Here is a 26,996-nt window from a genome sequence, read left to right as displayed (position 1 = left end):
GCAAGGTGAGCGGCTATACCAGCCAGCTTCTGCTGGTGCTGGTTCTGATCGTATTGAACGCGGTTTTCGCCGGATCCGAGATGGCGCTGGTGAGTTTGCGCGACTCCCAGATCCAGCGGCTGGAGCGGACCAGCCGGGGCGGACGGGTGCTGGCCAAGCTGGCGCGCGATCCCAACCGGTTCCTGTCCACCATCCAGATCGGCATCACGCTGGCGGGTTTCCTGGCCTCGGCCGCCGCCGCGGTGACGCTGGCCAAGCCGCTGGTCGAACCGCTGGGCTTTCTGGGCAACGCGGCGCCGACGGTGGCGATCGTCGTGGTCACGCTGGTGCTGACCTACTTCACACTGGTGCTGGGTGAACTGGCGCCCAAGCGGATCGCGATGCGGCGGGCCGAGTCGTGGGCGCTGCTGGTGGCCCGGCCGCTGGACATCGTGGCCGTGTTGGCGCGGCCCGCCGTGTGGCTGTTGGGGGTGTCGACCGACGCGGTGGTGCGGCTGTTCGGCGTCGACCCCCGGGAGCAGAGCGAGGACGTGTCGCCGGAGGAGATCCGCGACCTGGTCGCGACCCAGCGCGGCTTCACCCGGCAGCAGCGCGAGATCATCTCGGGCGCCTTCGAGATCACCGAGCGGCTGGTTCGCGAGATCATCGTGCCGCGCCGCGACGTCACCACGCTGGCCGCCGACACCGCCACCGACGCGGGCCTGCGGGCGCTGGTCGAGTCGGGACACTCGCGGGCGCCGGTGGTGGGGCCGGGCGGGCTCGACGACGTCACCGGGATCGTCCATATGCGAGATCTGGTCGACGCCTCGGGCACCGTCGCCGAGCACTGCCGCGACTTCATGACGCTGCCGGAGAGCCTGCGGGTGTCCGATGCCCTGCGGCACCTGCGAAACGCGCACCAGGCCTTCGCCGTCGTCGTGGACGAGTACGGGTCGGTCGACGGCATCATCACGATGGAGGACCTGGTCGAGGAGATCGTCGGCGAACTCTACGACGAGACCGACCGGGACGTCCTCGACATCACCCGCGAGGCCGACGGTGCGATGCTGCTGCCGGGATCGTTTCCGCTGCACGACCTTCCCGATCTCGACATCTACATCGAACGGCCCGACGACGGCGACTACACCACCATCGCCGGGCTGCTTTTGGCGCACCTGGGTCGCATCCCCACCGAACCCGGGGACATCGTGGACATCGACTCGCACACCGCCGAGATCACCGCCATCGAGCAGCGGGCCATCACGCAGGTGCGGCTGCGTCTCAAGCCGGAGGCCGCGGACAGGGACCGCGATAACTAGGACGGCGCCAGAATGCGTCCATTGCGGACGGATTCGGGTCGCAGCCCCATGCCGATGACGCGGCCTAGCAACCGTTGCGCCAGGCTGGATCCGGCGCGCGAGGTGCGGCCCCGGTCGGCGATGGTCGCCGGGTCGTAGCGGATGGCCGCGTCCTGGAGTACCTGGATCACCGAAGCGGGCAACGCCCGGCGCCGCCGTACCGCCGCCAGCGCCCGGGTGGGTGGCGCGGTGCCGTGCCGCTGGGCCCGCAGCAGCGGTTCGGTGAGCAGGTTGGCGGTCGCGACGGCGTCCTGTATCGCGAGGTTGATGCCGACACCACCCACAGGGGACATGCAGTGGGCCGCGTCGCCGATGACCAGGGCGCCGGGGACGTGCCAGCGCGGCAGCCGGGTGGCCTGCACGTCGAGGAAGTTCAGCGAGTCCATGGACGCGATCTCGCCGACCCGGTCGGCCAGGAACGGCGCCAGCCGGGTCACCTGCTCGCGGAACGCCTCGATCCCGGCCGCGCGCAGTTCGCGGATCCCGGTTCCCTTGGGGATCTCGACGAACGCCTGCCAGTAGTCGCCCCGGTCGATGAGCCCGAGGATGTCGCCGCCGCCGACCCGCACGGTGATGCGTTCGTCGGGATCGTCGTCGCGGCGGGAGATCCGGAACAGCACCACGTCGATGGCGACTCCGCGCTGCCGGGCGCGTAGGCCGAGCGCCTCGCGGGCGTCGGAGTGGCGGCCGTCGGCGGCCACCACCAGCCCGGCCCGGATGCTGCCCTCGCCGTCGGGGCCGCGGTAGGTCACGCCCCGCACCCGGCCCTCGGCGGTCAGCACATCCGTGAACCGGGTGTTCATGCGCAGCGTGAAGTTCGGATACCGCGCGGCCTCGCCGGTGAGGAAGTCCAGGAAGTCCCATTGTGGAATCATCGCGATGTACGGGTGGCGGACCTTCAGCCGCCCGAAGTTCGCGACCTCGCTGCGGCTGCCGTCCTTGAGCAGGTCGATCCCGGAGATCTTGCGGTGCGGCAGCGCGTGGAACCGCTCGGACAGCCCCAGCTGGTCCAGGACGGCGAGGGTGGAGGGGTGGACGGTGTCGCCGCGGAAGTCCCGCAGGAAATCCTCGTGCTTCTCCAGCAGGGTGACCTTGATCCCGGCGCGCGCCAGCAGCAGGCTCAGCATCGCCCCGGCTGGTCCGCCTCCGACGACGCACACGGTCGCGGTTTCGTTGTGCGACATGACTTCCTCCTTTTTCAACGACTGTTGAATTAACAGGGTAGCCCAAACGCTCCGCCGTCGCACGGCAAGCGCTGTCGCATAGGCTGCGAGGCGTGAGCACCAGCTGGGACACCGCCGCGAAAGGCGTGTTGCGACTACCGTCCGGACGACTGATCCGGGGCCGGGGCCTGCGATATCCGCTGCCGACCGGCCCCGAACCCGACTTCGGGCTGTACCTGCTCGGCAAGCCGCCGCCGCGGCCACAGTGGAAACACCGCTGGCTGCGCTGGCCCGACTTCCGGCTGCCCGGCGACCGGGCCGAGGCGGCCGAGGCCTTCGCCGAAGTCCTGGAGCGCACCGGAACCGAGCGCGTCGAAGTCGCCTGCGGCGGCGGCAAGGGCCGCACCGGCACGGCACTGGCCTGCGTCGCGATCCTCGACGGGGTGCCGCCCGCCGAAGCGGTCGCCTACGTGCGTCAGCACTACGCGAAGGGCGCGGTGGAGACCCCGTGGCAGCGCCGCTACGTCCGCCGGTTCGCGGGGGCTTAGCCACCTCGCCGGGAGGGCGCGTACTTCCGGTGCAGTACAGGAGATTGTCGGCTGTGGTCCGACGACAAACTGTTTCGCGTCGGCGAGTATCGAAACCCAAGACCGACGAAGCAGGTGGTTTCGATGTCGTCAATGGTTCGCCATGTCCGCCCGGTGGCACCGCGATGGGCGCGCGGGGTCGTCGCCGACGTCTACCGGCACGTCGGCTCCGAGTTCGCCGACATCGGCCCGACCGTCCGGATGGCCTCGCCGACGCCGGAGATCCTGGCGCCGGGCTGGGCGCTGCTGTGGGAGTCGCGGCTGGCGGGCGAACTGCCGCTGCCGCACAAACTGCTCGCCGGACTCGGTGTCGCGCAGGCCAATCGCTGCGGCCACGACGAGGACGACTGGCTGGCGGCCCTGCGCCGGGCCGGGGCCGGTGAACTGGCCGAACAGGTCGCGGCTGGGGGACCACCCGACGAGGCGCGGCTGACGCGGCTGTTCGACTGGGCCCGAGCCACCGCCTTCGACCCGTCGGCTCGAATGCCGGTACGGCTGCGCCCGAAACCGGCACCGGAGCTCATCGGAACCGTCCTGTTCGCACACTTCCGGGACCGGATGTCGCTGGCGATGCTGGCACCCGGACTGAGCCCCGGCATTGAAGCCGCCGCGAGTGCTCCACTATGGCGCAACTCCCGTCCGGTGCTGCGCCCCGGCGACACCCTGACGCTGCTGAAACGCACCGGCAAGACCCCGGACTGGGGAGCCGACTCGCCGGTCGGGATCGCCTACGGCGCGCTGGCCGCCAACGCCGCCCGGGGAGCGGGCATGATGTCCGCCGAAGCGGCCCACACGGTCACCGAGGTGATCGCCGCCTACCGGGGCCGGATCCAGCCCGACCCGTCGCTCATCTGCCTCGGCGAACTCAACCGGCTGTCCGAGGCCGACCGGTTCGCCGCGCGGGCCGCGATCCTGGCCGGACTGGCCCCCGCCGAACTGACCGACGCCGACGTCCTCGCCTGGCGGGCCACCGACCGTCACCTCAGCGACCACTGCACCGTGTTGCTGCTGGCCTACGGCGCGATGACCGCCGTCGCGCACATCGAGGCCGACATCGCCTGAGCCCGCGTGCGATCGGTGAGTACCGGGTCGCTCAATGTCGCTTATGGATCGATTATCAACACGGGTTCTAACCTGTTTCGCGGACGGCCGCAAGCCGTCCCTCGTGCGACGTGAGAACGACGATGATCCCCCGTCACCAGGTTCTCAGCCCGGCTCTTCGCGCGAGCGGCCCGTCAAGAGGAACGTTTATATGAACGAATCAACCGGCATGCGCGCCAAACGATCCCGGCGCTGGGTGCTCGGCACCGGTGTCGCCGCCGCGATCGCCGTCCCCACGGTGTGGGTCGCCAACAGCGCCCTCGCCGAGGACACCCGACTGGCGTCCGTCGACATGGAACTGGTGCTGGTCGCCGCCCAGGTCGACCCGCGCAAATCCGGCACCGGCACGACTCCCGGCGCCAAGGACCACGTGCAGCGGGTCGAGCAGGCGCTGCAGGCCAAGGGACTGCTCAAGGCCGCGCAGGTCGACGGCCACTACGGCACCTCCACCGTGTCGGCCTACTCCGCCTGGCAGAAGAAACTGGGCTACACCGGCCTGGACGCCAACGGCATGCCCGGCAAGACCTCGATGACCAAACTCGGCGAGGGACGGTTCACCGTCTCGCGCGCGGTCAGCGTCGGCAGCAACAGCGACTCCTACGGCGGCAAGCGCGTCAACTCCCGGACGAAGTCCATGCTCGCCGCCGCCGACAGCAAACTGTCGTGGAGCATCAAGCTCACCCAGGGCTCCTACACCTCCGCCAACCCCGGCTCGGCCGGAACCCACGACGGTGGCGGTGTCGTCGACATCAGCGTCAGCGGCCTGTCGTCCACCCAGCGGTGGCAGATGGTGAAGGCCCTGCGGACGGTCGGATTCGCGGCCTGGCTGCGCACCCCCGACCAGGGCTTCGCGTACCACATCCACGCCGTGGCGGTGGCCGACCCGGACCTGGCCAGCGCCGCGCAACCGCAGGTGCACGACTACTACTACGGCAAGAACGGCCTCGCCTCCCACGGGGCCGACAACACGCCGTCCAGCTACCGGGTGGGCTTCACCTGGTGGGAGAAGTACAAGCGCGGTTAAACCCGACGCCGACGCGTGGGCCGGTTCCCTCTACGGGGACCGGCCCACGTTGTATGTTCACCCCGGGGACGGCTGACGGGGGGACGTCGTGGACGAACAGCGGGAACGGGTCTCGACCACCGCGCGGGTGGTGCGCTGGACGGCGGCCAGTCTGGCCTGTCTGCTGGCGGTGCTGATGATCGTGACGGCCACCGCCGCGATCTTCGTGCGGCAGCAGTTCTTCGACACCGACAACTTCGTCGGCACGACCAGCCAGATCGCGCGCGAGAAGGTCGTGCGCACCGCGGTGGAGAAACTCGTCATGGACGAGGTGGACGCCAAACTGGACACCGGCAGGCTGGTGGACAAGGCCACGGGCTGGCTGGAGTCCAAGGGGGCTCCGGCCGCCGTGGAACCGCTGCTGGAGGCCGCCGCCGCATCCGCCCGCGAGTCGATCGAGGACGAGCTGCGGTCCTTCCTGGCCAGTGACCAGTTCGTCGAGATCTGGGACGCCGCGGTGCGTCGGGCCCACACCGCCGCGATGAGCGTCATCCGCGCCACCGGCGACGACAGCGTCGTCAGCACCGTCGGCAAGGCGGTGACGGTGGACCTGGGCGAGGTGGTGGCGCAGCTGAAACAGCGACTGCTGGAGCGGAAGTTCGAACTGGCGGAACGGATCCCGGCCGTGGACGCGACGATGGTCATCGTCGACGGTGACGTGGTGCCGCAGGCCCAGTACTACGCCGAGCTCATCGAGCTGGCGGCCGACTGGCTGCCGTGGGCGGCGGTGGTGCTGCTGATCGCGGGGCTGGTGGTCGCGCCCGACCGCCGTCGGGGAGCCCTGATCGCGGGGGCGATGCTGACGGTCCTGGCGGGAGTGGCCACAGTGGCCATGTTCGTCGTGCAGGACGACGTGAGCGCCGCCTCGGCCAACCGCCCCGCGGTACCGGTGATCCTGGAGGCGTTCACCGGCTCACTGCGCGACACTTACCTGACGTTGACCATCGTGGGCGCCGTGCTCGTGCTCGCGGCCTGGCTGTTCGGCCCGTCCCGCTCGGCAACGCGGGTTCGCGGCCTGGGCCGACGCCGAACGGCTTAACCGTCCCGCACAGCGACCATCGGCCGCCGAGCCGCCGAGCCGCCGAGCCGCCGAGCCGCCGAGCCGCCGAGCCGCCGAGCCGCCGAGCCGCCGAGCCGCCGAGCCGCACCCCGCGCTGCTCCGCCGAGCCCCAGCCTCTCTGTCGCCATTCGACAGCGCACACCCATGACGCTGCGGCCGGGTACCGCGACTACGTCGCGGCAGTCCGGCCGCAGCGCCAAGCCTCGCGGGGCTAGCGGATCCAGGCGGCGGCGTTGCCCGGCAGCTGTCCGTCCACGAGGGGGGAACTGCTCAGCAGCACCTCGCCGTCGAGCCGGATCGGGCTGTCGCCGAAGTTGGTGACGCAGCGCAGCGCGCCGTTGGAGAACGCCAGTACGTCACCGTTGGCACCCTCGCTCCAGATCAACGCCTGCGGCCGGTGTTCGCGACGCAGTCGCAGCGCCTCGCGGTAGAACTCCAGTGTGGAGCCCTCGGTGCCGTCCTGGGCCTCGGCCGACAGGCTGCCCCAGTCGCCAGGCTGCGGCAGCCAGCTGTCGCCGGGACCGAAGCCGAAGGACGGGCCGCTTCGCTTCCACGGCAACGGAACCCGGCAGCCGTCGCGGCCCCGGTCGGTGTGGCCGCTACGTTCCCAGACCGGGTCCTGGAGCACGTCCTCGGGCAGGTCGAGCACCTCGGGGAGGCCGAGTTCCTCGCCCTGGTACAGGTAGGACGAACCGGGCAGCGCCAGCATGGTGAGCGTCGCGGCCCGGGCCCGGGCCAGCCCCAGCGGGCCGTCGCCGAACCGGGTCACGTGCCGGTAGCGGTCGTGATTGGACAGCACCCAGGTGGGCACGGCGCCCACGCTGTTGGCCATCGACATCTCGGCGTCGATGACCTTGCGGTACTCGGTCGCGGAGAAGTCGGATTTCAGCAGGTCGAAGTTGAACGCCTGGTGCAGCTCGTCGCCGCGCACGTAGCGGGCCCGGCGCTCCGGGGTCTCCACCCACGCCTCGGCGACGGCCATCCGGTCACCCTCATAGGAGTTGAGGACCTGCCGCCAGGCGCGGTAGATCTCGTGCACCCCGTCGACGTCCAGGTACGGGGTTCGGCTGCCGCCCAGCAGTTCGGTGGCCTTGTCCTCCGGCAGGTCCGGCAGTCCCGGTTCCTTGACCATGCCGTGCGCGACGTCGATGCGGAACCCGTCCACGCCCCGGTCCAGCCAGAACTTCAGCACGTCGAGGAACTCGGCGTGGATCTCCGGGTTGTCCCAGTTGAAGTCGGGCTGGCTGGAGTCGAACAGGTGCAGGTACCACTGGCCGTCGGGAACCTGGGTCCACGCCGGACCGCCGAAGATCGACGGCCAGTTGTTGGGCGGCCCGTCGGGCGAGTCGCGGAAGTGGAACCGTTCCCGCTCCGGCGAACCCGGGCCCGCCGCCAGCGCGGCCTTGAACCACTCGTGTTCGGTGGAGCAGTGGTTGGGGACGATGTCGACGATGACCCGCAGGCCCAGGCGATGCGCCTCGGTGACCATCCGATCGAAATCGGCGAGGCCGCCGAACATCGGGTCCACGTCGCGGAAGTCGGCGACGTCGTAACCGCCGTCGTGCATCGGTGAGGTGTAGAACGGCGACAGCCACACCGCGTCCACCCCCAGCTTCGCCAGATAGGGGAGTTTCTCGCGGATGCCCGGCATGTCGCCCATACCGTCGCCGTTGGAGTCGGCGAAGCTGCGCGGGTACACCTGGTAGATGACGGCGTCTCGCCACCATTGGCTCATGGGGGTCCTCCTATGTGGTGACGGCCGTGCCGGTGGAGGCGCGCACGACCAGTTCGGGGCGGAAAAGGTACTCTGTGGACGGTGCGGCGTGTCCGGCGATCTCGTCCAGCAGCGCGCGCACCGCGGCCAAGGCCATGGGGCGCACCGGTTGCCGCAGTGTCGTCAGTGGTGGGTCGGTGTGCGCGATCAGCGGCGAGTCGTCGTAGCCGACGATCGACACGTCCCCGGGAACCGACAGTCCCCGGGCCCGGGCCTCGCGGATCGCGCCCAGCGCCATCAGATCCGAGCCGCACAGGATCCCGGTGGCGCCCGAGTCCAGCAGCCGGGCGGCCGCGGCGGCCCCGCCCTCGACGCCGAACATGGTCAGCTCCACCAGCGGTTCGGCCCGGCCCTCGATGGCCGCCAGGTACCCGGCCCGCTTGCGCTGCACCGGGATGAAGCGTTCGGGTCCGGAGACCAGCCCGATCCGGCGGTGTCCCAGCGACAGCAGGTGCTCGACGCCCAGCTTGGCCGCGACGCCGTCGTCGCACGAGAAGCACGGCGACGGCAGCTGGTCCATGTACCCGTTGACGAAGACCAGCGGCAGCCCGCCGTCGGCGAGTTTCTGGTACCGGCCAACGTCGGCGGTGGTGTCGGCGTGCAGCCCCGACACGAACACGATGCCCGCCACCCGGCGCTCGCGCAGCATCTCGACGTACTCGTCCTCGGTGACGCCGCCGGGGCTTTGGGTGCACAGGACCGGGGTGTAGCCGTTGTTCGCCAGCTGGGTGCTGATGACCTGCGCGAACAGCGGGAAGATCGGGTTCTCCAGTTCCGGTACGACAAGTCCGATCAGCCCGGCGCTGTGCTGGCGCAGCGCGGCCGGGCGCTCATACCCGAGAACGTCCAATGCGGTCAGTACCGCCTGCTTGGTGGCGGAGCCGACCCCGGGACGGTCGTTGAGCACCCGGGAGACGGTGGCCTCGCTGACCCCCGCGTGCCGGGCGATATCGGACAGTCGTGCGCGCATATCGAGACTGTAACCGATCTGAAAATCGAAAACAATATCAATGCAAACTCTTCCATGTACTGAAAGTTCTTGCTAAAGTCGCGGGATCCGACCCCCATGTGGTGACCCCCGCCACCCACAACCGGCTCCCGTGAAGGAGAAGCCACCATGCGCAAGATCCCCAGCGTGCTCCTGGCGGCCGCGATCGCGGCCGTGAGTCTGAGCGCCTGTAGTGCCGAAGCCGACAAGGCCAAACTCGTGATCTGGGCCGACGAGGTCCGCGGCGAGGTGCTCAAGCCCTACGCCAAGCAGTTCGGTGAGGACAACGGCATCGAAGTCTCGGTGGAGGTCCACGCCGAGGAACTGCAGGAGGACTTCATCACCGCGTCCGAACAGGGCAAGGGCCCCGACATCCTGGTCGCCGCCCACGACTGGATCGGCAACCTGGTGCAGAACAAGGCGATCGACCCGGTGCAGCTGAGCTCCGAGCAGAAGAAGGCCCTGGACCCGACGGCCCTGGAAGCCGTCACCTACGACGGCGACGTCTACGGCAACCCGTACGCCGTGGAGAACCTGGCCCTGATCCGCAACACCAAGCTGGCGCCCGAACAGCCGAAGACCATTGAGGACCTGACTGCCACCGGCAAGAAACTCAAGAAGGACGGCAAGACCGACGACATCCTGTCCATCGAGGTCAGTGACGTCGGCAACCCGTACCACGCCTACCCGTTCTACGCCTCCGCCGGTGGTTACCTGTTCGGCCAGGACGACAAGGGCCAGTACGACCCGGGGGACCTGGGACTGTCCAAACCCGAGGCCGTCGACGCCTTCGCCAAACTCGCGAAGCTCGGCGAGGACGGGGTCATGAAGACCTCGATGAGCGCCGACAACTCGATTCCCAAGTTCGTCGAGGGCAAGACCCCGTACCTGGTGTCGGGACCGTGGGCGCTGTCCCAGGTGAAGAAAGCCAAACTGGACTACGAGGTCACCGAGATCCCCGGCTTCAAGGGCGGGAAGAAGGCCACCCCGTTCGTCGGCGTGCAGGCGTTCTACGTGGCCAGCAAGGGCGACAACAAGACCCACGCCCAGGAGTTCGTCACCAACTACGCCGCCACCGAGAAACTCAACAAGGACCTGTTCGAGGCCGATCCCCGGATGCCCGCGCTGACCGACGTCCGCGCCGAGGTCAGCGCCGACAACAAGGACATCGCCGGTTTCGAGAAGGCCGGTGAGGGCGGCACGATCCTGCCCGCCATTCCCGCGATGTCCGCCGTGTGGGACCCGTTCGGCAAGGCCCAGGCGGCGGTGCTGAAGGGCGAGGACCCCGAAAAGGCCGTCAAGTCCGCGGCCAAGACCATCACCGAGGCCATCGGATAACCGATGAACTCGACCACCAGCCTGCCCGGGCTCGTCACCAAGATCGCCGTCATGTGCGTGGTGGCGGGCCTGGGGGTGTGGGCGGCGCTGCCGCTGATCGGTGCCGGGGAATGGATCGGGCTCGGCATCGTCGTCGCCGTCACGGCGCTGCTGTTCTACCTGTACCTGTCGCCCAGGCGGGTGCCCGCCAAGTACCTGGTGCCCGGAACGCTGCTGCTCATCGCGTTCCAGCTGCTGCCGGTCATCATCACGATCTCCACCTCCACGACGAACCTCGGCGACGGCCATCGCGGCACCAAGGAAGAGGTCATCGACTACCTGGAGGCGACCTCGGTCAAACAGCGCGAGGACGCGCCGACCTACGCGCTCACCGTCGCCTACGACGGCTCCGGGGACCTGGTGTTCCTGTTGACCGACGCGGACGGGAAGTTCTACGCCGGAGACGAGACCGGACTCAAACCGCTCGCCGAATCCGATGTGGAGGCGACCTCGAGCGGCAAGATCCTCGAAGCCGAGGGCTACACCCCGCTGACCGGCGAGGAGATCGGTGAACGCGACGCCGAGATCGCGAAGTTCGCCGTACCCGTCGACGACGGCGGCATCCGCACCAAGGGACTCAACGAGGCCTACGAGGGCGTCGCGACCCGAAAGTACGAGGCCGACTGCGACTGCATCGTCGACGCCAAGACCGGGCACCGCTGGACCGCCGACGACGCGGTCGGCAGCTTCGTGGACGACAAGGGCGAGAAACTGGCCCAGGGCTGGGAAGTCAACGTCGGGGCGTCCAACTTCACCCGCGTCCTCACCGACGACCGGCTGCGCGGCCCGTTCGTGTCGGTACTGGTGTGGAACCTGATCTTCGCGGCCGGGACCGTGCTGCTCGTGTTCGTGCTGGGCCTGGCCTGCGCCATGGCCCTCAACCACGACCGGCTGCGGGGCCGCAAGATCTACCGCGCCATCGTGATCCTGCCCTACGCCATGCCCGCCTTCGGGATGCTGCTGGTGTGGCGGGACATGTTCAACGCCGACTACGGGCTCATCAACCAGCTGTCCGGTCTGGACATCGCCTGGTTCGGGCACACCGGTTCGGCGCGGCTGGCCGTGCTGCTGGTCAACCTGTGGCTCGGCTTCCCGTACATGTTCCTGATCAGTACCGGTGCGCTGCAAGCGATCCCGCGCGACACCCTCGACGCGGCCAAGATCGACGGCGCCTCGGCGCCGCAGGCGTTCCGCAAGGTGACGCTGCCGCTGCTGCTGGTGGCGCTGACGCCGCTGTTGATCTCGTCGTTCGCGTTCAACTTCAACAACTTCAACGTCATCCAGCTGACCACCGGCGGCGGCCCGTTCACCTCGGACTCCTCCAGCGCGGGCGGCACCGACCTGCTCATCACCTATACCTTCCGGCTGGCCTTCGGCGGTCAGGGTGCCGACTACGGTTACGCGGCCGCCATCAGCGCGTTCATCTTCGTCATCGTCGCCGTGATCTCGGCGGTGAGCTTCAGGACCACCCGGCGACAGGAAGAGGTGTACCGATGAGTTCCTGGCTGCGGATCTTCGGCTGGCGGCACGTCGTCGCGATCGCCGTCGCCGTGTTCTCGCTGGTGCCGATCGTGTTCGTCGTGTCCTCGGCCTTCAACCCGGTGGGCACGCTGTCGTCCACGACCCTGCTGCCGGAGAACGGCTTCTCGTTCGACAACCTCACCAACCTGTTCACCCAGACCGAGTTCGCCAGCTGGTACGGCAACACGCTGCTCATCGCGTTCGTCGCGGCCGCCGCGTCGGTGTTCATCTCGGCGCTGGCCGCGTACGCGTTCAGCCGGTTCCGGTTCAGGGGCCGCCGCGTCAGTCTGCTGGCCCTGCTGCTGATCCAGATGTTCCCGCAGTTCCTGGCGATCGTGGCCATCTACCTGATCTTCTCGGTGATCGGCGACCGCTGGCCGGTGCTCGGCTTCAACACCTCCACCGGCCTGATCCTGGTCTACCTGGGCGGCGCGATGGGCGTCAACACCTGGCTGATGAAGGGCTTCTTCGACACGGTGCCCAAGGAACTGGACGAATCGGCGATCGTGGACGGAGCCACCCACGCGCAGGTATTCTTCCGGATCATCCTGCCGCTGGTGACCCCGATCCTGGCCATCTCCGGGCTGCTGGCCTTCGTCGGCATCGTCAACGAGTACATCATCGCCAGCGTGTTCCTCACCGATCCCGAGTCGCAGACACTCGCGGTGGGGCTGGCGGCCATGGTCGGTGACAACAACCGGGAGGCCAACTTCGGGATGTTCTGCGCCGGAACCGTTCTGACCGCTATCCCCACCGTGGCGGTCTTCACCTACCTCCAGCGCTACATCGTGCACGGCCTCACCGCGGGCGCCGTGAAGGGCTGAGAAACCGCTGAGAATGAACTCAGTGGACGTTGAAGGGAGCGATTCGCGCGGATACCGTTGCGCCATGCTGAAAGTAGTTGGCGCGGGGCTACCGCGCACCGCCACCTGGTCGCAATCGGAAGCACTTCCCGTCCTGCTTGGAGGGAAGTGTTACCACATGCACCAGGTCATCGAACACTTCGACCACGTCGACACCTGGATCGACGCCCTCAATGGCAAGACCCCCGACTGGCACAAGTTCTTCGACGGCTACACCGCCGCCGTGGACTGGCCCGCCTCCATCTTCTGGCCGGAGCTGGCGGAGGCGTTCCCGGACGCGCTGATCCTGCTGTCGACCCGCACCGACGCCGCCACCTGGTACCGCAGCATGTCCAACACCGTCCTGAAGTCGCTGGACATGTCCCGCAAGGCCGCCGAGGAAGGCGTCGACCGTCCGGGATTCGAGGGTTCGCCGGAGAAGTTCCTCGAGATGACCGACGCGCTGTGGAAGCGGTTCGTCGGCGAGGACTCCGACGTCACGGCCGACGACGCCGAGGGCGCCCAGCGCTGCTACGACAGGTACATCCAGCACGTCCGTGACACCGCGCCCGCCGACCGGCTGCTGGAGTGGAACGCCTCGGAGGGCTGGGAACCGCTGTGCGAGCGGCTGGGCCTGCCGGTGCCGGAGCAGCCGTTCCCGCATTCGAACACGACCGCCGACTTCCAGAAGATGATGGAAAGCGGTCCTCCCGGCGCGGGCGCCGCCACCGCCGAGGAGTACCGGCAGCAGATGGCGCAGAAGGATCAGTAACGCGGTTCGCGGTCGTAGTTGACCGACGAGGCGCCGATCGAACCGAGCACCGACATCAGGCAGATCCCGGCGACCAGGTTGATCCCGGCCGTGGCGACCTGCGCGTTCAGCTCGGCGACCAAGGTGAACGGCAACAACACGGCCACGGCGGTGACCAGCGCGCAGATCCAGTAGAAGAACTGCATCGGACGCGGCATCGCGATCAACAGCACGTGCAGCAATGCCGTGGCCGCCAGGGCCAGCGCTCCGGCGGTCACGGCGTACGTCGTCGTGGAGGCCGTGCCGTAGGCGCCCTCGCCCTGCGCGGCCAGCACCGGGATCTTGAGCACGCCGCGCACCAGCAGGATGCCGACCAGCACCACCAGCGCCACCACCACCGCGGCCCCGACACCCCCGGCCCACAGCTTTCCCGCGTTGATGCGGGGCTGGGGCTTGGGTTCGGGGGCCGAAGCCGAAGGCATGCGCTGCGTCGGGTCGACCGGTTGCCGGGGACTGGCCTGTCCGTAGCGGTAATTGGGCTCGCTCATACGGCCGAAATTACCGGCAAATCCCCTTAATCGGGACAAAACCCAAACATTCCGGTACGCGTGGTGCGCATGCCGGAGTCCGTCAGTCCCAGTGCGGCGGCCGCTCGTCCAGCAGTCGCTGATCGGCCAGGCGACGCCGGGCCGAACGGGAACGCGGTTCACCCCAGCCGACGTCGGTGTCGTCGGAGGTGTTGTCGGGCAGGATCTCGAAATCATCAGACAGTTCGACCGTCCGGTCGTCGTCAGGCACGGGTACGCCACCTCGCGAGTGTGTCTGTATTGGTGAGTGTCACGTCGGGAAACATTTCCCCAATCGGCATCAGCCGGGCAAGCTTACGCCGTCGGTCAAAAGATGAAAAGCTGTCGAACATGAATTCCGGAGTTGACGTCGTGGAGACGCTGTGCCACCGCTACGCCTTCGGCGACGTACGGGAGCTGCTGCCGATGCTTCGGCTGCCGGAGTCCGAGCTCAACCGGCTGCGCCGCATCTGCCTGTTCGGGCAGCGGCTGCTGGATCTGGACGCCGAAGACTTCGACATGGCCGACGCCGAGGCGGGCGGCCCGGAGTACACCGCGCTGGTCGACCGGGCCCGCGCCTGCCGGATGCCGCAGGAACCGCGCGAGGTCAACCGGGGCGCGCTGTCCAGTCTGCGTCCGGCCTACGACCTGCTGCTGGAGGTGGTGCGGGCCCGCCACCTGCGCAACGAGATGGCCAGCCTGGTCGCGACCGTCCACATCATCGCCGAGTACCTGCCGCTGCTGGTGTGGGAGGCGGTGTGGGGGCACGCCGCCGACCCGATGCGCATCGACGACAACGTGGACGGTGCCGACAGCGTCTTCGGGCAGCAGGACGTCACCTGCGGCCACAACCGCACCGACAAGGGCGCCACCGCCCGGATCCTGCGCATCGACAAGGCACCCGGACAGGGCTGGCGCACCTATCTGGACCGGCAGCACAGCAACGTCGCCCACGCGCTGGGCGTGTGCGCGGCCGAGTGCCGGGACAAGTGCAGCGTCGTCACCCGGCTGCCCGCCGCCGTCCAGGGGCAGCTGGCCGAACGCTGTGTCGTGGCGCTGGCCTTCGGTGACAGCGGCGTCATCAAGCTGCGGCACGCCGCCCCGGTCGGGCACGGCTTCGGGGTGCCCTCGGTGGAGGAACTGGACGAGACCTGGCAGCACACCCGCGAGGTGCTGGGCAAACGCGGCGGCCTGGCCGAGTCGATCCTCGCCGACGACGGCTTCTGCCTGCCCGGGCTGCCCAGCCTGTTGACGGCGCTGGCGGGCACCGCGATCGTCCCCGACACACTGCTGCGCGACACCGCCGCGCTCACGGTCACCAAGCTGCACAACGCCACCGTCCACCTGCGGGAGGCAGCGTGACCGAATCGTTGGAGCAGGCGTTGGCCGAGATCCGCGGCCTGCTGGCCGAGCGGCACAAGCTGGTGCGCGCCGTGGCCTCGGGCCGCCGCCGCAACGAACGGCCCGCGCACGTCAAAACCGAGCTGCGGCCGGTGGCGGTCAAGGGCGGCGTGAAGCTCCAGATCTCGCAGCACGACGGCCAGCGGCCCCTGGTGACCAATGTCGACGGAGACGAGGCCGACAAGCGCGTCGACGACGTGCTGGCCGAGCCCTACGGCAACTGGCTGGTCGAGACCACCGAGGCCACCGTCCAGCTGCGGGTCACCAAACGCGGTGACGCGCAGGTGCACCGGGCCGCCGCGTCCCGGGACCGGGACCTGGCCCACGACCGCACCCCGCCGCACCTCATCGCCCCCGACGACCCGCTGTTTCGGGAACTGGGCGCGGGCGCGGCGAAACGGCGGCAGGTGGACGCGTTCCTGCGGGCCGTGGCGTCGCTGTTGGGCGACGGCGCCGCCGTGGAACACGTCGTCGATCTGGGCTGCGGCAACGCCTACCTGACCTTCGCCACGCACCGCTACCTGAACCTCGCCGGAGCCGACCCCCGGGTGACCGGCGTCGACGTGCGCGAGGACCAGCGGCACCGCAACACCGAGCTGGCCCAGAAGCTGGGCGTCGGCGAGCGGGTCCGGTTCATCGCCGGAACCGCCGCCGAGACCCCGCTGGACGATGTGGACATGGTGCTGGCGCTGCACGCCTGCGACACCGCGACCGACGACGCGCTCGCGCGCGGGGTCTCCTTGGGCGCCAAGCACATCGTCGCCGCGCCGTGTTGCCACCACGATCTGGCCGCGCAGCTGCGCAAGGCCGCCGCCCCGTCCCCGTACGGTCAGCTCACCGCCGACGGCATCCTGCGGGAACGGTTCGCCGACGTGCTCACCGACGCGCTGCGCGCGACGCTGCTGCGCGCCCACGGGTACAGGGTGGACGTCATCGAGTTCATCGATTCGGCGCACACGCCCCGCAACACGCTGCTGCGCGCCACCCGCTCGACCGCGACACCGGATCCACGGCACGCCGAGGAGTTCCGGCAGCTCACTTCACAGTGGAATATCCGGCCGTACCTGGCCGACCTGCTCACACCGTGATGGTGAACGCGGCGGTGCGCACCTTTCCGTCCACTTTGAAGTCCAGGAAGGCGCGGTAGTCGCCCTTGGACGGCACGGTGGCCCAGAACCGCAGCTCGCCGTCGACGCGCTTGGAGTCGGGGTGGACGTGCGCGAAGCCCATGTCGTCCTGCCGCAACAGAACCAGGTGCCCGTGTGCGCCCAGGTACCGTTCCAGGTCCGCGGCCTTCCCGTCCTTGGTCACCTCGATCAGCGCCGGGGCGCTGGCGCCCAGTTCGGGCTTGAAGTCCAGCGTGACGTCGAAGCTGTCGGTCTTCGCCGTGGTCTTGGGTTCCGGCAGCGCGGCGGGTTCGTAGTCACCGGGCACGGTCACGTCGGTGCCCAGCGTGGCCGGCGTGACGTCCTTGCCGCCGCCGACGGCGAAGTCGGCGATGACCCGCCAGCCGCCCGGCGTGTCGAAGGTGATGTCGGTGCTCCACAGTCCGGAGTCGGGATCCATGACCGGATGCAGATGCTGGTACCCGGTGAAGTCGCGGCGCACCGCGAACAGGTGCATCTTCTTGTCGTGCAGGGTGGCGAACTTCGTGATGGGTTCGCCCTCGACGTCGGTGATGGTGAACGCCCACGGCTTCGCCTCGCCGGATTGGCCCACCTCGGTGTCCTTGGGCACCAACGTGAATCCGGACGCCGACAGCGACAGCCCCTCCAGGTCGGCGGGCTCGGACTCCTCTGTGGAGCCGCCGCCGTGCGTGTGTCCGCCGTCGGCCGAGGCCGAGGACTCCGCCTGCGTCTCGACGGGCGCCCCGGCGCTGGCGGGCAGCAACCGTCCGATCACGACTCCGGCGAGCAGTGCCACGACCACCGCGCCGACCACCAAGGGCAGCAACGGTTTCAGCCCCGGCGGCGGTTTCGGCAACCGCATGCTCAGGCGGCCGCCAGTTCGTAACCGGCCTCGTCGACCGCCTCGGCGACCGACTTGTCGTCCACAGCCGACTGAGAAGTCACGGTCACCCTGCCGCTGGTCAGGTCGACGTCCACGCCGGTCACACCCTCGATGCCCGACAGTTCCTCGGTCACCGCGTTCACGCAGTGCTGGCAGGTCATGCCGGTCACCGTGTAGGTCTGGGTGGTCACATTCGCTCCTTAGGATTTCATGAGGCGCCCGATGGCCTCGGTGGCTTCCTTGACCTTGGCCTCGGCCGTCTCGCCGCCGGCGGCGGTCGCGTCGGCGACGCAGTGCCCCAGATGGCCTTCCAGCAGGTGAAGCGCGACGGCGCGCAGTGCCTTGTTGGCGGCGGAGATCTGGGTAAGGATGTCGATACAGTATTCGTCCTCATCGACCATTCGCTGGATGCCCCGTACCTGTCCCTCGACGCGACGCAGCCGCTTGAGCAGTGCGTCACGATCCGTGCTGTACCAGTACTCGGTCTTCTCGTCCATGTCCAACCTCCACCGCCACTATACCCCCACGGGGTAATTTCATCCAATAACGCGCATCACTGTGTTAGTCCACGATGTCACGGCGTTAAATCACCGAAAAATCGTGCCACTGAAGACAAATAACAGCCTCTCAAACCTTGCCGGGTCGTCCGGCTCCCCTTAGGCTTGGGCCCTGTCGTATCCGGACCCTCAGTCCGCCACTCCGGCGACACCGGACGACACCGCCGAGTCACCTTGACGGTGAACCGGGGACCCACCTCCCCGGGGTGAATCCGTCGGCCACGTGCCGATGGTAGGGCGCCGCTTCTGACAAGCGCTTCTTCCCGCCCGAACCCGTCAGCTAACCCGGTAGGCGGTAGCAGGAAGAAGGAGCCCGACTCCAGGTGAAAAAGCGTTACGCCGTGATCGCCGCTGTGGCAGCCGCAGTGTTGTGTGTGGTGATCACCCCGGCGACCGCCTCCGCCGAGCCAGACACCCTTGAGGAAGTCGAGGACGAACTCGACAAAAAGGGCAACGAGATGGAGAAACTGGCGGAGAAGTACAACGGCGCCAGGGAAGATCTCAAAAAGACCGAAAAGAAGATCAAGAAGATCAAGAAACAGCTGCCCAAGTACGAGAAAGAGGCAGAAGAGTCACGCAAGATCCTCTCCGACATCGCCTATGAGGAGTACACCGGCGGAAGCCAGCTCGTCGTCGCCGGTTCGGCGCTCGCCGAGAACCCGCAGGAGGCGATGAAGCGCATCAGCGTTCTGGGCGCCATCAACGCCTCCCAGGGTGCCGAGATCTCCGCTAACTCGTCCACGCTCAAGGACCTGCTGGAGAAGAAGCAGGACCTCGAGGACCTCAAGGACGAGCAGAAGAAGACCAAGTCGGACCTGAAGAAGAAAAAGAAGAAGCTCGACGGCCAGATCGGCGAGCTCAAGGAACTGCGCGAGAAGCTCGGCGGCGGTGGCGACACCGGCGGCAGCGGACCGCCCCCGCCCTCGGGCCGGGCCGGTGAGGTCGTGCAGTACGCCTATGACCAGCTGGGTGACCCCTACGGTTACGGGCAGGCCGGCCCTGACTCCTTCGACTGCTCGGGTCTGACCCTGGCAGCCTGGCAGCAGGCCGGAGTATCCCTGTACCACAAGGCATCGGTGCAGCGCGAGGAGACGGCGAGCGTTTCCCGCAGTGACCTGGCCCCCGGTGACCTGGTGTTCTACTACAGCGACCTGCACCATGTGGCCCTGTACGTCGGGGACGGCAAGGTCGTCCACGCGCCCCAGTCCGGGGACGTCGTCAAGGTGGCCAACATGAACGACATGCCGGTCCACAGTTACGGACGTCCGTAGTAACCCCAGATCGCGCCCGGCGCAATGCTTCCCGGGGTGTGGTGATACGCTCACTTACTGCTGACCCCTTGTATTAGTGTCGCCACCCCCGGGGACCCACAGGAGCGCGGTCGATGGCCATTCGTGCCAGGACTACGTCGTCAAGCTCAAGATCCACCGTTGTTCGCCTCACCGTCGCACTCGCGGCGGCGGCGCTGGCCGCGACCCTCGCGGCACCGCAACCGGCTTTCGCCGAACCCTCGATCAAGCAGCTGGAGAAGAAGGTCGACAAGGCCTCCGCCGAGCTGGAGATCATCGTCGAGGACTACAACGAGCTGAACCAGGAGCTCAAGGACCTCGAAAAGCAGCACGCCGAGACCGGCAAGGAACTCAAACCGCTGCGCAGCCGGGCCGAACAGACGGCCACCGAGGTCGGCGACATCGCCGCCTCGCTGTACCGGGCCGGACCGGCCGTCACCGTCACGCCCATCATCTCCGGCAGCCCCGACACCCTCATCGAGCGGCTGTCGCTGCTGGAGTTCATGAGCCTGGAACAGGACGACCTCGTCGACGAACTGGCCGCGACCACCAAGATCCTCGAATCCGAGGAACTGGAGATCGACGACCTGGAACGGGAACGCGGCAAGCTGAAGGCCAAGAAGTCCAAGAAGCAGCGCGCGATCACCCGGGACCGGGACCGGCTGCGGGACCTGCGCGACATCGCGATGGGCCAGGGCTACCGCGACAATCCCGGCCTGAAGGCGCCGCCGATTCCCGGCGGTGACGCCGGAGCCGCGGCAACGGCGGTGCGGTTCGTCCACGGCGCGCTCGGCTCGCCGTACCAGTGGGGCGGGGTCGGTCCGCACGGTTACGACTGCTCGGGCCTGACCAGTGCCGCCTGGGGCTCGGCCGGGGTGTCGCTGCCGCACAACGCCGCCGCCCAGTACCGCTCGATCCCGCACGTGGGCCGGGGCGAACTACAGCCGGGAGATCTCGTCTTCTACTACGGCGATATTCACCATGTCGGCATGTACGTCGGTCAGGGAAAGATCATTCACGCACCGAGTGAGGGGCAGAACGTCCGCGTTTCCGGGATCGACGAACTGCCGGTTTCGGGCTATGGCCGACCGGCTTGAAAAATGTGTGCGAATTATGTGAAAGCAGAATGCAGTTAGTTACTGAGTAACTACCCTCCGAAGTTGGACGAGAAAAATGATACCGAGTCTCAGGGTTCACGACTCGGACAACGAGGGAGTTGTCATGAACAGGACTTCACGCACCATCGTCGCACTCGCCATCGCCGGGGCGGCCGGATTCGCCGTCCTCGGCGTCAGCTCGGCCGCCTACGCGGAACCGCCGGCGCCCGACGGGCCGCCCGCCGCTCCGGCGCCGGACGCACCCGCGCCTCCGGCTCCGGGCGAGTGCCCGGCCGCTCCGGACGCGCCCGCGCCTCCGGCGCCCGACGCACCGGTGCCGCCCGCCGCCGAGGACCCGGCGGCTCCGCCCGCAGCGGGGGAGAAGGCGCCTGGCCTGCCGGAGCTTCCGGTCCCGGGTGCGCCGCCGCTGCCGGAACTGCCGGTCCCGGGTGCTCCGGCACCGGGTGACTGCCCGGCCGCACCGCCCGCGATTCCGGGTGCGCCGCCGCTGCCTGAGCTGCCGGTGGACGCTCCGGTGCCGCCGCTGCCGATCTAATCTCACCGGTGACCTGGGAGTAGTTCCCAGCTCACTACAGTGGCCGGACACATACGGGAGGGTGTCCGGCCACTTCCATGTCCAGGGTCGTATGACTGGCCCTAGAACTCCGGCAGGTCCGGGGTCTCGTCCCTCGAGGTGTCGTCCAGGTCCCAGCGTGCCCGCGCTCCCGTGCCACCCTTCTGCCACGGCCTCGGGCCCGACGGCGGCCGGTAGTTGACGCCCAGCGCGTCCAGGCGCTTGAGGTGCTCCTCCAGCCGTCCGGTCACCGGCGAGGCGGTGCGCGCCTCGGGTGTCGACCACGCGACGTCGGCGATGGCCGACAGCCGCGGGAAGGCGGCGTACTCCACCGCCGAGGGCACCGGCAGGTACTCGCTCCACAGTTGAGCCTGGACGCCGAAGATGAGCTCGTCGGAGGTGCCCTCGGGAACCGGCTCGAACTCCGCGATCGTGTCGACGGAGATGTTCTTGAAGATCCGCAGCGGCTCCTCGGCGTCGGTGGACTCGTAGTAGTCCAGATAGGTCGCCTGTACCGGGGCCACGATCACCTTGTGGCCCTTGGCCGCCGCCTTCGCGGCGATCGAGAAGTCCCGCCACACCGCGATGACCGCGTCGTCGGGCGCGCCACCGTCCAGGATCTCGTCCCAGCCGATGATCTGGCGGCCGTGTCCGGCCAGGTGCTCGGCGAAGTTCTTCGTGAACCAGGACTGCAACAGGTCGACGCTGCTCAGTCCCAGTTCCTTCGCCTTGTCCCGCGCCGCCGGGCTGTCGCGCCATTCGGTGCGGGGGCATTCGTCGCCGCCGATGTGGATGTACGGAGACGGGAAGATGTCGACGACGGTGTCGAAGACCTCGCGGGCGAAGTCGAGCGCCGCCTCGGTGGGCGCCAGGACCTCGGAGAAGATGCCGAAGGTGGTGGCCACGGTGGTGGGCTCGCCGGTGTTGCCCAGTTCGGGATAACCGGCCAGCACCGAGCGCACGTGGCCGGGCAGGTCGATCTCGGGCACCACGGTGATGTGGCGGCGGGCGGCGTAGGCGACGATCTCGCGCAGGTCGGCGGCGGTGTAGTAGCCGCCGTGCGGGGTGCCGTCGTAGCCCTTGGTGTCGTCGAGGGCGTGCCCGATCACGGTCTCGGGGCGCCAGGAACCGATCTCGGTGAGCTTGGGACGGCCGGGGACCTCCAGCCGCCAGCCCTGGTCGTCGGTCAGGTGCAGCTGGACGACGTTGAGCCGGTGCAGCGCCGCCAGGTCGATCATGCGCAGCACGAACTCCTTGGGCTGGAAGTGCCGCGCCACGTCCAGCATCACGCCGCGCCAGGCGAACCGCGGTTCGTCCTGAATCGACACCGCGGCCAGGGTCACCGGGGTGGTGCCCACCGGCGCGCTGCGCAGCGTCTCGGCGGGCAGCAGCTGCCGCAGCGTCTGCACCGCCCGTGACAGTCCGGCGGGGTGGGCGGCGGACAGCCGGACCCCGTCCGCGTCGACGTCGAGCCGGTAGGCCTCGGCGGCGGTGGTGCCGTCAGCGGGACGGTCGCCGGACAGTTCGAGGGTGATGGCGCCGCCGTCGGCCCGGTCGGTGACCGGGACGGTCAGGCCGGTTCCGGCCCGCAGGTAGTCGTGCAGCAGCCAGCCCGCCTCGGCGGCGGCTTCGGTGGCGACGATGCGGGTGTCACCGTCGAGAGTGAACGGACCGCCGGGGTGGGCTTCGACCGAGGTCGGCTGGGGGATCAACGATTCGTACATGAACGGCACCTCACTGGCCTGGGACGCATGAGTGGTTACCGGTCACCGTACGGCAGCCCTGGTCGGGTGCGGATCGACATACTTGGAATTGTTAAGAGAATGAAATAAAGGGGTGGAGCGATGCGCTCGCTCCACCCCTTAAAGAAGGACGGGTTCTAGCTGATGGCCGGGATCTGCTGGGTGGGCGTCTCGACCTCGTAGCCGGAACGCGGGGCGTTGATCGGCAGCGACGCGTTCACGGCCAGGTTGTCGAGCACCGCGGCGGCCTGCTCGCCCGCGACCGTGCCCAGCTGGCGGCGCAGGTCGTCCAGGTTCGAGCTCACCGACAACTCGCGCCGCTTCAGCTCGGCGACCTCGTCGCGCAGCGGCTTGAGCATCTCCTCGGCCGCGGTCTCGGCCTCGGTGCGCAGCCGGTCGGCCTCGGCGCGGGCCTCGGACAGGATCTGGGCCACCGCCGCCTCGGTCTGGGCGGCCAGTTCCTCGGACTTGCGGTCGGCCTCGGACTCCCGGTCCTCGGCCTTCTGCCGGGTCTCGCGGGCCCGCTGGTCGGCCAGCGCCCAACGCTGCTCGGCCTCGGCGACGATGCGCTGTGCCTGGGTCACCGCGTCGGAGTGCCGCTTGGAGTGCTCGCGTTCGGCCTGCTCGCGACGCTCCGCCTCGGCCAGCGACAGTTCCTGCAACTTGGACTGCCGGGTCTCGGCGGCCTCGGCCAGCAGCGTCGCCGCGGCGGCCCGCTGCTCGTCGGAGTCCCGGGCGGCGGCGGCCCGCAGCTGCGTCGACTCGCGGTCCACTGTGGCGCGGTTGACGGCGATCTCGCGTTCGGCGCTCGCCTTGAGCTCGGCGGCCTCCTGCGAAGCGCTGGCGCGCTTCTGTTCCACGTCGCGGATGGTGTCGGCACGCAGCAGTTCCACGTCGCGCCGGGCCGATTCGCGCACCTCGGTGGACTCGGTGCGGGCCGCGGCGGCCAGCTCCTCGGCCTCGCGGCGGGCGGAGGTGGTCACGGCGGTGGCCTCGGCGCGGGCCACCTCGGAGGTGCGGGCGGCCTCGGCCTTGGCGTCCTCGCGGATGGCGAGGGCCTGACGACGGGCCTCCTCGCGCTGTTCGTCCGCGTCGCGTTCGGAGGCGCGCAGATCTTTCTCGACCCGGGCACCGAGCCCGGCCAGGGTGGGTTGTTCGTTCTCGGCGATCTGGGCGGCGGTGTCGGCCATCCGGCGCTCCAGGCTGCCCAGCCGGTCCTCGGTGCGGCGCAACGAGGTGCGCACCTCCGACAGCTTGGTCTCGGCTTCGGTGCGGCTGGCTTCGGCGTTCTTCACCGCCGCGGACATCCGGCGGGCGTAGGTCTCGACCTGACCGCGGTCATAGCCGCGCATCGAAACGGAGAATTCCGCTCCGGAAGGATCAAAGAAGTTCGACATATCTCTCTATATATGGGTAATTGGGATATTTCGGGACAGCCCATCTTCTCAGCTGTGCGTGACCGGTTGGTCGCGACGCGCCGGAATCGGAAATCTGACAAAAGAAAGCGGCATTAAGAATGCGACGACTTTTACGAAAGTCGGCATTTATCGCAATTGCGGCATAAGCGACAGAAATCGAACACTCTGAACAACCCGCCCCAGTTCGCGCCTTGACACGGATCCGTTTCTCTGAGAGAAATATCTAGATTCATGCATACCCGTTATATCGGGGCATCAATCCCTGCCCGGCAAAGGAAATACACCCTTCAGGAGAAAGAACGCATGAAAACCACATCCCGGAAGCGGCTGCTCAAGATAGCCCTGCCGATCGCCGCCGTCGCGGCGATCGGTTTCGGAACCACCATGGCGGTCCTGCCCGCACAGGCCGAGAGCGCGCCCGAACAGGTCAAGCCGATGGACGTCCGGCTGGACGACGACGACCGCATGGTCGGCGGCGCACCGGTCGAGGAGAACAAGCCGTGGATCGCCGCCCTGCACAACGGCGGCAGCTTCACCTGCTCGGCCAGCCAGATCGGTGCCGAGTGGATCATCACCGCGGCCCACTGCGTCGAGGGCGGCGGCGAGTTCAGCGTCCGCATCGGCTCGCTGCAACGTTCCAGCGGTGGCGAGGAGCGCACCGTCGACAAGGTCGAGATGCACCCCGACTACAACTGGCCCGACAACGACATCGCGCTGCTGCACATCCCGGCCTTCGAGAACGAGTACGCCCCGATGGCCACCGAGGCCGACGTGGAACTCGGCCAGGAATCCGACATCTTCGGCTGGGGCTCGGAGAACGAGGACTGGAGCGGACCGCTGCCGGAGAACCTCAAGCACTCCGTGGGTAAGACCACCACCGAGTACTGCGAGACCGCCAACGTCGTGTGCATGAAGGGCGACGCGGGAGTCGCGGGCGGCGACTCCGGTGGACCCGGCTTCGTGAAGAGCCCCGCCGACGGCGCGTTCAAGCTGGTCGGCGTGTGCGCCATCGGCCACAAGCCCGCCAACACCCAGTGGGGCGCCTACACCTCCATCCCGCACAACGCGGGCTGGATCAAGGAGATCAGCGGACTCTAAAGGAGACATACGGCTCTGAGGGCCGAGTCTCAGCGACACAGCAGGAAGCCGAGGGCCGCGGCGCCCAGGCCGAGGGTCACGGATGTGACCACATTGGCCAGCGCCGCGGCCCTCGCGCCCGTTCTCGGCCAGCCGCAGCGTCTCGTGGGAGAACGTCGAATAGGTGGTCAGGGCTCCACACAGGCCAGTTCCGAACAGCGCTGCCAGCGGTCCGTCCACACTCAGCCCGGCCAGGACACCGAGCGCGAACGACCCGGTGACGTTGACGATCAGCGTCCCCCACGGGAAGACCGGATCGTGCCGGGCGGCCACCGCGCGGTCGGTGAGATAGCGCAGCGGCGCGCCGATCGCGGCGCCGACGGCGATCGCGAGCACCTCGATCATGAGCTCAGGATCCTTCGGGTGAGTCGCGACCCGGCGAACACCGCCACCAGCGCGCCAAGCACAGTTGTGAGCACATAGGTCAGTGCCAGCAGCGGACGTCCGGCGTCGACCAGCCGCACCGCGTCCACGCTGTAGGCGGAGAAGGTGGTGAAGCCGCCCAGCACGCCGACGCCCAGCAGCGGCCGCACCCAGTTCGGCGCGGCCTTCGTCGACAGCCACGCCATCAGCACGCCGATGAGCAGACAGCCGATGACGTTGATGAACCAGATCCCCCACGGAAAACCGTCGTCGCGGGCCGGAAACGCCTGGGTCAGACCGAACCGGGCCAGCGCGCCGATGACACCACCGGCCGACACGGCCGCGAGAGTCACGCGCATCGGCTCAGTGGTCTTTGGCGTGCGGCTCGCGCAGTTCGACCGGTTTGGCGGCGGCCTTCTTCGCGCGGATGTTCAGCAGCTCGACCAGCAGCGAGAACGCGATCGGGCCGTACACATAGCCCTTGGGGATGTGCTGCTCGAAACCGTCGGCGATCAGCGCCGCGCCGATGAGGACCAGGAACGACAGGGCCAGCATCTTGACGGTGGGGTGCCGGTCGATGAAGCCCCAGATCGGTTTGGCGAACACCAGCGTCAGCGCGATGGCCACGACGATGGCGGCGGCCATGACGACCAGTTCGTCGACCATGCCCACGGCGGTGATGACCGAGTCCAGCGAGAACACGATGTCCAGCAGCGCGATCTGGATGATCACCGAGGTGAAACCGGCGGTCTTGCCGCCGCCTCCGTTGCCCCCCTGCTCGGGCTCCGGCCCCTCCAGCCGGACGTGGATCTCGTGCACCGACTTCACCAGCAGGAACAACCCGCCGACGATGAGAATGATGTCCCGCCACGAGAAACCCATGCCGAACAGCTTGAACAGGTTCGCGGTGGCGCCGACCATCCACGACAGCGTCGCCAGCAGCGCGAGCCGGGTGAGGAGCGCCATGAGCAGCCCCCAGAACCGGGCCCGGGGGCGCTGCTCCTCGGGAAGCCGTCCGGTCAATATGGAAATGAAGACGACGTTGTCGACTCCGAGGATCAGTTCGAGTATGAGCAACGTGAAAAACGACACCCAGACTTCAGGACTGGTCAGCAACTCCATTGCGCCAGAGTACCGGTTATGTGATCATGCGGCAGCGAGTCTCTTAGGACAATGCCCGCCGTTTCGGGAGTGGGCGCCGCGATCTGGTCTTCTTCGGACGCAACGGTTCTAGGGCTCTGTGGACTTACTCGCCGCCCTGGCCGCGGGCCCTTTATG

The 26,996-nt window shown here is 68.4% G+C and carries 27 protein-coding genes, 1 pseudogene and 1 riboswitch; of the genes and pseudogenes, 15 read left to right on the top strand and 13 right to left on the bottom strand.

From position 1 onward, the window contains the following. The first annotated feature begins 5 nt into the window (after positions 1-5). Positions 6-1,298 carry a hemolysin family protein gene (locus SNAS_RS29185; protein ID WP_013021098.1) on the top strand — a complete coding sequence of 431 codons (1,293 nt, stop codon included), beginning with the start codon at positions 6-8 and terminating at the stop codon, positions 1,296-1,298. Here the strand turns inward: SNAS_RS29185 and SNAS_RS29180 are convergent. Further along, positions 1,295-2,521 (bottom strand): FAD-dependent oxidoreductase, encoded by a 1,227-nt coding sequence (locus SNAS_RS29180; RefSeq protein WP_013021097.1) that lies wholly within the window; start codon positions 2,519-2,521, stop codon positions 1,295-1,297. The genes SNAS_RS29185 and SNAS_RS29180 overlap by 4 nt on opposite strands. Before the next feature lie 92 nt (positions 2,522-2,613). On the opposite strand from SNAS_RS29180, the gene SNAS_RS29175 reads away from it, so the two are divergent. The 4 genes from SNAS_RS29175 to SNAS_RS36020 all read left to right on the top strand — a co-directional run bounded on the left by SNAS_RS29175 (position 2,614) and on the right by SNAS_RS36020 (position 6,290). Beyond that, the gene (locus tag SNAS_RS29175; RefSeq protein ID WP_013021096.1) at positions 2,614-3,048 is read left to right on the top strand and encodes a protein-tyrosine phosphatase family protein; all 435 of its coding nucleotides are present in this window, start codon (positions 2,614-2,616) and stop codon (positions 3,046-3,048) included. Positions 3,049-3,171: 123 nt separating this feature from the next. Next, entirely contained in the window at positions 3,172-4,149 is a 978-nt protein-coding gene (locus tag SNAS_RS29170) for a hypothetical protein (protein ID WP_013021095.1), read from the top strand. Between the two features lie 190 nt (positions 4,150-4,339). Continuing rightward, on the top strand, positions 4,340-5,212 hold the full coding sequence (locus SNAS_RS29165) for a peptidoglycan-binding protein (RefSeq protein ID WP_013021094.1): 873 nt from the start codon (positions 4,340-4,342) through the stop codon (positions 5,210-5,212). Positions 5,213-5,300: 88 nt separating this feature from the next. Next, positions 5,301-6,290, top strand: a complete 990-nt coding sequence (locus SNAS_RS36020) for a hypothetical protein (RefSeq protein WP_013021093.1) — start codon at positions 5,301-5,303, stop codon at positions 6,288-6,290. Positions 6,291-6,522: 232 nt separating this feature from the next. On the opposite strand, the gene SNAS_RS29155 is transcribed toward SNAS_RS36020, so the two are convergent. Then, positions 6,523-8,046 (bottom strand): glycoside hydrolase family 13 protein, encoded by a 1,524-nt coding sequence (locus tag SNAS_RS29155; protein WP_013021092.1) that lies wholly within the window; start codon positions 8,044-8,046, stop codon positions 6,523-6,525. 10 nt (positions 8,047-8,056) lie between these two features. Further along, the gene (locus tag SNAS_RS29150) at positions 8,057-9,073 is read right to left on the bottom strand and encodes a LacI family DNA-binding transcriptional regulator (RefSeq protein WP_083787262.1); all 1,017 of its coding nucleotides are present in this window, start codon (positions 9,071-9,073) and stop codon (positions 8,057-8,059) included. Positions 9,074-9,202: 129 nt separating this feature from the next. Between SNAS_RS29150 and SNAS_RS29145 the strand changes: the two genes are divergently transcribed. From SNAS_RS29145 to SNAS_RS29130, 4 genes are all read left to right on the top strand, one after another. Beyond that, on the top strand, positions 9,203-10,411 hold the full coding sequence (locus SNAS_RS29145) for a sugar ABC transporter substrate-binding protein (RefSeq protein WP_013021090.1): 1,209 nt from the start codon (positions 9,203-9,205) through the stop codon (positions 10,409-10,411). A 3-nt stretch (positions 10,412-10,414) separates the two neighbouring features. Further along, the gene (locus SNAS_RS29140; RefSeq protein WP_013021089.1) at positions 10,415-11,947 is read left to right on the top strand and encodes an ABC transporter permease subunit; all 1,533 of its coding nucleotides are present in this window, start codon (positions 10,415-10,417) and stop codon (positions 11,945-11,947) included. Then, positions 11,944-12,795, top strand: a complete 852-nt coding sequence (locus SNAS_RS29135; protein WP_013021088.1) for a sugar ABC transporter permease — start codon at positions 11,944-11,946, stop codon at positions 12,793-12,795. Before SNAS_RS29140 ends, SNAS_RS29135 begins: the two co-directional genes overlap by 4 nt. 64 nt (positions 12,796-12,859) lie before the next feature. Further along, on the top strand, positions 12,860-13,585 hold the full coding sequence (locus SNAS_RS29130) for a sulfotransferase family protein (protein WP_013021087.1): 726 nt from the start codon (positions 12,860-12,862) through the stop codon (positions 13,583-13,585). Here the strand turns inward: SNAS_RS29130 and SNAS_RS29125 are convergent. Both SNAS_RS29125 and SNAS_RS35470 read right to left on the bottom strand, forming a co-directional pair. Next, complete coding sequence (locus tag SNAS_RS29125; RefSeq protein WP_013021086.1) at positions 13,579-14,112, bottom strand: DUF6069 family protein; 534 nt, start codon at positions 14,110-14,112, stop codon at positions 13,579-13,581. The genes SNAS_RS29130 and SNAS_RS29125 overlap by 7 nt on opposite strands. An 82-nt stretch (positions 14,113-14,194) precedes the next feature. After that, the gene (locus SNAS_RS35470; protein ID WP_013021085.1) at positions 14,195-14,362 is read right to left on the bottom strand and encodes a hypothetical protein; all 168 of its coding nucleotides are present in this window, start codon (positions 14,360-14,362) and stop codon (positions 14,195-14,197) included. A gap of 119 nt (positions 14,363-14,481) precedes the next feature. On the opposite strand from SNAS_RS35470, the gene SNAS_RS29120 reads away from it, so the two are divergent. Continuing rightward, positions 14,482-15,492 carry a hypothetical protein gene (locus tag SNAS_RS29120; RefSeq protein WP_041625246.1) on the top strand — a complete coding sequence of 337 codons (1,011 nt, stop codon included), beginning with the start codon at positions 14,482-14,484 and terminating at the stop codon, positions 15,490-15,492. After that, positions 15,489-16,619: a class I SAM-dependent methyltransferase gene (locus tag SNAS_RS29115; RefSeq protein WP_013021083.1), complete on the top strand. Its 1,131-nt coding sequence runs from the start codon at positions 15,489-15,491 to the stop codon at positions 16,617-16,619. Before SNAS_RS29120 ends, SNAS_RS29115 begins: the two co-directional genes overlap by 4 nt. On the opposite strand, the gene SNAS_RS29110 is transcribed toward SNAS_RS29115, so the two are convergent. The 3 genes from SNAS_RS29110 to SNAS_RS29100 are packed head-to-tail and all read right to left on the bottom strand — an operon-like array spanning position 16,609 to position 18,038. Further along, positions 16,609-17,520 carry a hypothetical protein gene (locus SNAS_RS29110; protein WP_013021082.1) on the bottom strand — a complete coding sequence of 304 codons (912 nt, stop codon included), beginning with the start codon at positions 17,518-17,520 and terminating at the stop codon, positions 16,609-16,611. The genes SNAS_RS29115 and SNAS_RS29110 overlap by 11 nt on opposite strands. A 2-nt stretch (positions 17,521-17,522) precedes the next feature. Then, on the bottom strand, positions 17,523-17,732 hold the full coding sequence (locus SNAS_RS29105; protein WP_013021081.1) for a heavy-metal-associated domain-containing protein: 210 nt from the start codon (positions 17,730-17,732) through the stop codon (positions 17,523-17,525). Positions 17,733-17,741: 9 nt separating this feature from the next. Further along, complete coding sequence (locus SNAS_RS29100; protein ID WP_013021080.1) at positions 17,742-18,038, bottom strand: metal-sensitive transcriptional regulator; 297 nt, start codon at positions 18,036-18,038, stop codon at positions 17,742-17,744. Between the two features lie 212 nt (positions 18,039-18,250). Continuing rightward, a riboswitch (cyclic di-AMP (ydaO/yuaA leader) is annotated at positions 18,251-18,408 on the top strand. Positions 18,409-18,421: 13 nt separating this feature from the next. Here SNAS_RS29100 and SNAS_RS29095 point away from each other — a divergent pair. The 3 genes from SNAS_RS29095 to SNAS_RS35465 all read left to right on the top strand — a co-directional run bounded on the left by SNAS_RS29095 (position 18,422) and on the right by SNAS_RS35465 (position 21,040). Then, on the top strand, positions 18,422-19,369 hold the full coding sequence (locus tag SNAS_RS29095; protein ID WP_013021079.1) for a C40 family peptidase: 948 nt from the start codon (positions 18,422-18,424) through the stop codon (positions 19,367-19,369). Between the two features lie 113 nt (positions 19,370-19,482). Next, positions 19,483-20,484, top strand: coding sequence for a C40 family peptidase (locus SNAS_RS29090; protein ID WP_013021078.1), 1,002 nt, complete (start codon positions 19,483-19,485; stop codon positions 20,482-20,484). 124 nt (positions 20,485-20,608) lie between these two features. Continuing rightward, positions 20,609-21,040 carry a hypothetical protein gene (locus tag SNAS_RS35465; protein ID WP_013021077.1) on the top strand — a complete coding sequence of 144 codons (432 nt, stop codon included), beginning with the start codon at positions 20,609-20,611 and terminating at the stop codon, positions 21,038-21,040. Between the two features lie 101 nt (positions 21,041-21,141). Here the strand turns inward: SNAS_RS35465 and SNAS_RS29080 are convergent, their stop codons facing one another. After that, a complete protein-coding gene (locus SNAS_RS29080; protein ID WP_013021076.1) occupies positions 21,142-22,782 on the bottom strand; it encodes a beta-N-acetylhexosaminidase in 1,641 nt (546 codons plus the stop codon). Positions 22,783-22,937: 155 nt separating this feature from the next. Next, the gene (locus SNAS_RS29075) at positions 22,938-24,152 is read right to left on the bottom strand and encodes a vesicular transport-associated repeat protein (protein ID WP_013021075.1); all 1,215 of its coding nucleotides are present in this window, start codon (positions 24,150-24,152) and stop codon (positions 22,938-22,940) included. A gap of 369 nt (positions 24,153-24,521) precedes the next feature. Between SNAS_RS29075 and SNAS_RS29070 the strand changes: the two genes are divergently transcribed. Further along, positions 24,522-25,316 carry a S1 family peptidase gene (locus tag SNAS_RS29070; RefSeq protein ID WP_013021074.1) on the top strand — a complete coding sequence of 265 codons (795 nt, stop codon included), beginning with the start codon at positions 24,522-24,524 and terminating at the stop codon, positions 25,314-25,316. A gap of 29 nt (positions 25,317-25,345) precedes the next feature. On the opposite strand, the pseudogene crcB (SNAS_RS37875) reads toward SNAS_RS29070, so the two are convergent. From crcB (SNAS_RS37875) to SNAS_RS29060, 3 genes and pseudogenes are all read right to left on the bottom strand, one after another. Next, a pseudogene (gene crcB, locus SNAS_RS37875) lies at positions 25,346-25,697 on the bottom strand (fluoride efflux transporter CrcB). Then, a complete protein-coding gene (gene crcB, locus SNAS_RS29065; RefSeq protein WP_013021073.1) occupies positions 25,697-26,077 on the bottom strand; it encodes a fluoride efflux transporter CrcB in 381 nt (126 codons plus the stop codon). Before crcB (SNAS_RS29065) ends, crcB (SNAS_RS37875) begins: the two are co-directional and overlap by 1 nt. Positions 26,078-26,081: 4 nt before the next feature. Continuing rightward, positions 26,082-26,840, bottom strand: coding sequence for a TerC family protein (locus SNAS_RS29060; protein WP_013021072.1), 759 nt, complete (start codon positions 26,838-26,840; stop codon positions 26,082-26,084). Between the last annotated feature and the right edge of the window lie 156 nt (positions 26,841-26,996).

Source organism: Stackebrandtia nassauensis DSM 44728, assembly GCF_000024545.1.
In the GTDB taxonomy this organism is placed as follows: Bacteria; Actinomycetota; Actinomycetes; order Mycobacteriales; family Micromonosporaceae; genus Stackebrandtia; species Stackebrandtia nassauensis.
This window is presented reverse-complemented; position numbering and strand designations above follow the sequence as displayed.